This window comes from Pseudomonadota bacterium, assembly GCA_030860485.1.
Taxonomy (GTDB): domain Bacteria; phylum Pseudomonadota; class Gammaproteobacteria; order JACCXJ01; family JACCXJ01; genus JACCXJ01.
Genome location: JALZID010000073.1, coordinates 1 through 4949 on the forward strand (window position 1 = coordinate 1; position 4949 = coordinate 4949).

The 4949-nt window shown below is 62.4% G+C and carries 6 protein-coding genes and 1 pseudogene; 3 read left to right on the forward strand and 4 right to left on the reverse strand.

The genetic code is table 11. The features are described 5' to 3' along the window. Positions 1-579 precede the first annotated feature (579 nt). Positions 580-2043 carry a porin gene (locus M3461_04350; GenBank protein MDQ3773646.1) on the forward strand — a complete coding sequence of 488 codons (1464 nt, stop codon included), beginning with the start codon at positions 580-582 and terminating at the stop codon, positions 2041-2043. On the opposite strand, the gene M3461_04355 is transcribed toward M3461_04350, so the two are convergent. Beyond that, positions 2040-2861, reverse strand: a complete 822-nt coding sequence (locus tag M3461_04355; protein MDQ3773647.1) for a hypothetical protein — start codon at positions 2859-2861, stop codon at positions 2040-2042. The two genes, M3461_04350 and M3461_04355, sit on opposite strands and share 4 nt — an antisense overlap. A 43-nt stretch (positions 2862-2904) precedes the next feature. On the opposite strand from M3461_04355, the pseudogene M3461_04360 reads away from it, so the two are divergent. Continuing rightward, positions 2905-3057: pseudogene (locus M3461_04360) on the forward strand (porin). Positions 3058-3094: 37 nt separating this feature from the next. On the opposite strand, the gene M3461_04365 reads toward M3461_04360, so the two are convergent. Genes M3461_04365 through M3461_04375 form a run of 3 tightly spaced genes read right to left on the reverse strand, consistent with a single transcriptional unit; the run spans position 3095 to position 4784 of the window. Beyond that, a complete protein-coding gene (locus M3461_04365) occupies positions 3095-3268 on the reverse strand; it encodes a hypothetical protein (GenBank protein ID MDQ3773648.1) in 174 nt (57 codons plus the stop codon). Continuing rightward, the gene (locus M3461_04370) at positions 3268-4590 is read right to left on the reverse strand and encodes a hypothetical protein (GenBank protein MDQ3773649.1); all 1323 of its coding nucleotides are present in this window, start codon (positions 4588-4590) and stop codon (positions 3268-3270) included. The genes M3461_04365 and M3461_04370 overlap by 1 nt, the downstream gene beginning before the upstream one ends. 8 nt (positions 4591-4598) lie before the next feature. Then, positions 4599-4784: a hypothetical protein gene (locus M3461_04375; protein MDQ3773650.1), complete on the reverse strand. Its 186-nt coding sequence runs from the start codon at positions 4782-4784 to the stop codon at positions 4599-4601. Positions 4785-4811: 27 nt separating this feature from the next. Between M3461_04375 and M3461_04380 the strand changes: the two genes are divergently transcribed. Then, on the forward strand, positions 4812-4949 hold a 138-nt coding region (locus M3461_04380), incomplete at its 3' end, for a bL9 family ribosomal protein (GenBank protein MDQ3773651.1).

Sequence of the window (4949 nt, forward strand, 5' to 3'; positions counted from 1 at the left end):
CAAAGGGGTGACACGTGCGGTGCATTCGTGTGAAACTCTCATTGGGGCAGCCCTCCGGATCTAGGTTTGATTTACCAACTTCCTATTATCCCAGAGGTCTCCTGCCCCATCACCCACCTAGCCCCCCGACAAAATTGTCATATTCGACGACAGACCCTCGCCTAACTCATTGATTCTAAGGTCAGAGGGGGATCTACTCCCAGCGATTTTTACTCTGACCCCGAACTCCCGCGACCCGTCGCCGCCCCGCGGGGCCGCGCTTGATGTACGCGATGGGCTGCGCCGCCCCCTTCCGCGAGCGATCGGGTGTGCGACGCATGCCGCTCCTGTCATCGTTTCGTAGCAATGTTGTCATCGGATGTAAACATTCCCCTCTTACAATCTTCCTGGACCGTGAGTATGCATACAGACTCACGGGTGGTGTGGCCTTTTCGATGCAACGCCCTAGGGGGGAATATGGTAATAAAGTCTCGTTTTACGCAATCGTTCAACCACTCACCGTTGAGCCTAACCGCACTTATCGGCCTATGCGGAACCTTCCTACCGTCGATCCCGCAAGCGCAAACCCTCGAACTGTACGTGGACCAGATCACCAAGCAAGTCTACACGGAGCCCGGCAGGAATCGGATCAAGCTTGGAACCTTCTCACAGCTTCCGGAACCGTCCTCGAAGGAGGCGAAGCAGGCTCCTCTCAAGCCCACCGACAAGAAGCGCGTGGATGCTGTGGAGGAACGCGTGACTAAAGGCGAAAAAGCGATCGAAGAGCTTCAGATCAAAGCCCAGGATGAATGGGTCGCCGTGGAATCTCTCGAAGAACGCATGACCCCGGTCGAAAAGGAAGCCAAACGCCTGAACGATCTTTTGAAGGATCCGACCTCCCCGGCACTGTTCGGGGAAGCGTTGAAAGAAAAATGGTATGAGCGGATCAATATTCGCGGTTATACTCAGTTCCGTATCAGCGAGGTACTTTCCGGAAACGAAGAGGACTTCTTCATACCGGCCGACCGTTCCGTCCAAGATACATCGAGCTTCTTCATCCGCCGCGGTCGTGTCATATTCAGCGGCGATGTCGCCGACCACGTGTTCCTGTACGTGCAACCGGAATTCAACGCGCAGCCTGCCGAGGGAAGCTTCGCCGTCCAGCTTCGTGATCTGTACGGCGACATATCCATCGACAAGAAGAAGGAGTTTCGGTTTCGCTTGGGGCAATCCAAGGTTCCCTACGGCTTCGTCAATCTGCAATCCAGTCAGAACCGCGCGCCCCTGGAACGCCCCGAGGCTCTCAACAGCGCGGTGGAAACCGAGCGCGATATCGGCGTATTCTTCTACTGGGCGCCCGACAAGATCCGCCAACGATTCAAGGATCTGGTCAAGAACGGTTTGAAAGGTTCGGGAGACTATGGTGTTCTCGGGCTAGGTGCCTATGCAGGCCAAGGTCCCAACAGGGAAGATCTGAACGGCGAGGTGACATTGGTCGCCCGCTTGACCTACCCGTTCGAGTTCGAGAATGGGCAGATCTTCGAACCGGGCATTCAAGCCTATTCGGGGCGGTTCGAGCCGAGAACGTCCTCCATCCCGGTGGGGCCGGACGGAACGGACGTCACACCGACCGTCACTCACGACGACGGTTTGCAGGATGAGCGTATCGCCTTCAGTGCCGTATGGTACCCGCAACCGGTTGGTTTCGAGGCCGAGTGGACATTCGGTCGTGGTCCGGAATTGAGCGAGGACATGACCGAGGTGGACGTCGGATTCTTGCATGGTGGCTATGGAATGCTGAACGTGAAACTCGATAGCCCCTACGGCAACTTCTTTCCCTTCGTACGCTGGCAGTACTTCGATGGTGCACGGAAGTTCGCCACCAATGCCCCGCGGGTACAGGAGTTGAACGAGTTGGACTTCGGCTTGGAGTATTCACCATTTCCGGAAGTCGAGGTTGCCGCAGTCTACTCGCATACCTTCGATCGAACGGACACATCGAGCTTTCCGTACGAGCAATTCGACGGCGACCGAATCGGACTACAAGCGCAATGGAACTATTAGGGTCTCGACGGTCGTCCTGAAGCGTGCCGGAAACGAGCCCACCGTGCGGGTGGGCTCGCCTTCGTCACGCTATCGAGGGGGACCCTTAGGGAACGCCACTCCTTTCCTCCGCAACCGGTCGCCCGATCGCGGCCGCCCTCTCCTAAGCATCGATCCACCCCGCCGCCCCCGCTGAGCCGGTCCCTGCCGGGCCCACCCAGGAGCGTGTCATTGCCCGCCTCGCCGAACAGGGTGTCCTGGCCGGGGCCGCCGCGAACCGTGTCGTGGCCCGCATCTGCGCAGATCACATCGTCGCCCGCCAGGCCATCGATCACGTCGTTCCCGCCGAGCGCAGCGATGACATCTGGGCCAGGCGTCCCGGTGATGAGATCCGCGCCCTCAGAACCGATCTGGGTGAGCGGCCTACCTTTGCACGTGAGGCCCGGGGGCAGGGTGTTGACCCTGCTGACCTCGAGCACGGTGTTGTTCGCGGGGTTTGCATCGGCCGTCGCCGTCACGACGGCGTTGTTGCTGAGCACGCCCTCGGCGGTCGACCGAACGTCGATTTGGACGGTCGCGCTGCCGTCTCGCCCCACATCCCCCAAAGAACAGGTGACGGTCGACGCCTCCACCGAGCAAGCCCCCTGGCTCGGGGTCGTCGAGACGAGCTCCACTCCGGCCGGCAGGGTATCGGTGAGGGTGACGTTGCTCGCGACCTGGGCTCCGATGTTCCGGACCGTGAGGAGGTAGCTCAGCGTCTGGCCGAGCGGGACCGGATCGGGGAAGGACAGGACGTCGATCGACAGATCGGCGCCCGCCGCCCTCCAGCCGAGGTCCAAGAGGAGCGGCAGCTCGAGGCTCAGCGGCGGCTACATCCAGGCGATGGTCAAGATCGACAGCAGCCTCGGCTCGCTGATACCCTACGCCAAGTTCCAGACCTACGACGGCGCGGCCAAGTTCGACACCAACGCGCCGCACATGGAAGTGGACGAGCTGGAAATCGGCGTGGAATGGCAGATCCGCCCCGAGATCGAACTCACCACCGCCTACGCCCACATGGAACGCACCAACGTCACCAGTGCGCCCGGCGCTGCTCAACGAGCGTGCCGAGGACTGGAAGCGCGCCGCCGGCTACTGGGTGGTCGTGGCACGCGCGGCCAAGTCCGACCAGCGCCGCGACTTGGGCGATCGCCTGGTTGTCCGGCTGCAGGCGGTGTGCCTTGGCCGCCGCCAGCCGCGCCGGCATCAGCTCGGTCTCGGCGTGCAGCGAAGCCCTGGCGAAGGCATACAGCGTCGACACGTCCTGGCTTTCGGCGGCATGCGCGCGGACCAGGGCGTCATAGGTTTTCTGGCCAGATCGGAATCCGACTGCAGCGGTGTGCCGATGCGGTCGAGCCAATTGCGGGCGGCCAGCACCAGCCAGCGCGGCGCGACATCGGGCTTGGCCAGCGCGCGCTGCCATAGCGCGTCGGCCTGATCGAAGTGCTCTTCACCTGCGGCCGCCATCGCCAGGGTGGTGAGGGTGCCGGCATCGTCCGGGCGCGCGGCTTCCAGCGGTGCCAGCCATTTCTCGCGCACGTGCTCGACCGGCGCGCTGGAAGGCATCAAGGCCAGCGCCGCTTCGAGCATGGCGTCATGGCAGGACAGCTCGGTCCGGCTCAGGATCTGCGCGTCCGGTACCTGCGAGCGTTTGATGCCGGCCCACTTCACCTTGCCCTTGGCGATGTAGCCCCTGAGTTCGTTTTCCAGCGTCGCATAATCGGTTTTGGTTTTGTAGGCGCGGCTAAAGGCTTCGTCCGGTGCGACGCCCTGGTTGAGCAATGCGATGTACGCGTCGTTGTCGGCGCGGCGCGCGTCGTTGCCCAGCATGAGGTAGTGCACCAGCACCGCCGATTCCGCGTAGAACAGGCCGGCGTCGGTGTTGTTGCGATGACGGTCCCAGTCGGTGCGGGTCTGCAGCAGCTCCTGCAGCGGAATCCAGCCCTTTTTCAGCTGATCGAACTGGTCCGGAAACAGAATGCCCACGCGCATCAGCTCGCGGTCTTCGATCACGCCGCTGAGCACTTCGGCCAGGCCCTCGTTGTACCACTGCGGGTACTCGTAGCCGGGCTGGCTGCGCAGCACGTAAAGCACGTACTCGTGCATCACCGCCTGATAGCGCGCGATGAGGTAGTCCTTGCCCTGCGGCACCAGGATGCGGTTCTGTAGCCCGTCTCCGTTGGAGACGAAGAATTCGCCCCATTTCGGCGAGAACCAGTCCTGCTCGCGAAAGATCACCAGCGTGGTGGGAATCCTGGCCTTGGTGACGGCGCCGGCGTTGGTCAGGATCTCGACCGCGCTTTGAAAGCGCGCGAGGCTGTTGACGGTGTCGGTGGTTTCCTTCGCCGGCAGGCCGCTGATCACGCGGAAGCGGTCGGTCTGCAGTTCCAGCCACGGTTTGCAGATGGCGGCGGCGTGCGCGGCCGGCAGCCACAGCGCGCATGCGAACGCCACGGCGGCCGGCAGCAGCGCGGTGCCCCTGCGCCGCCTCGGAACTCTGGTGCCAACGGGGGCGGCGATGGTCCGCATTCAGTGCATCAATACTTGATGCTGCACCCGTAAGGCTTGGTCAGCGGCTGGCTCACCGGCTTGCCGCTCCTCATTTCGTTCAGCGCCCCCTTGACGTAGTTCTTCGCCGAGGCGATGTCGTCGACATCGGCGCTGGGCTTGTCGTCGATGGCGCCGTTGTAGACCAGCTTGCCGGCGGGATCGACGATGAACATGTGCGGCGAGGTCTTGGCTTCGTACAGGTGGCCGAGGTAGTGATACTGCTGGAAAAGGTGCACGGCCTGGGTGAGCTCGGCGAGACCGTGAAGGTCAAACCGGGTTTCGCGCGCAATTTCCTGATCCCGGGCCGCAAGGCCATTACCGCGACGCGCGACAATCGC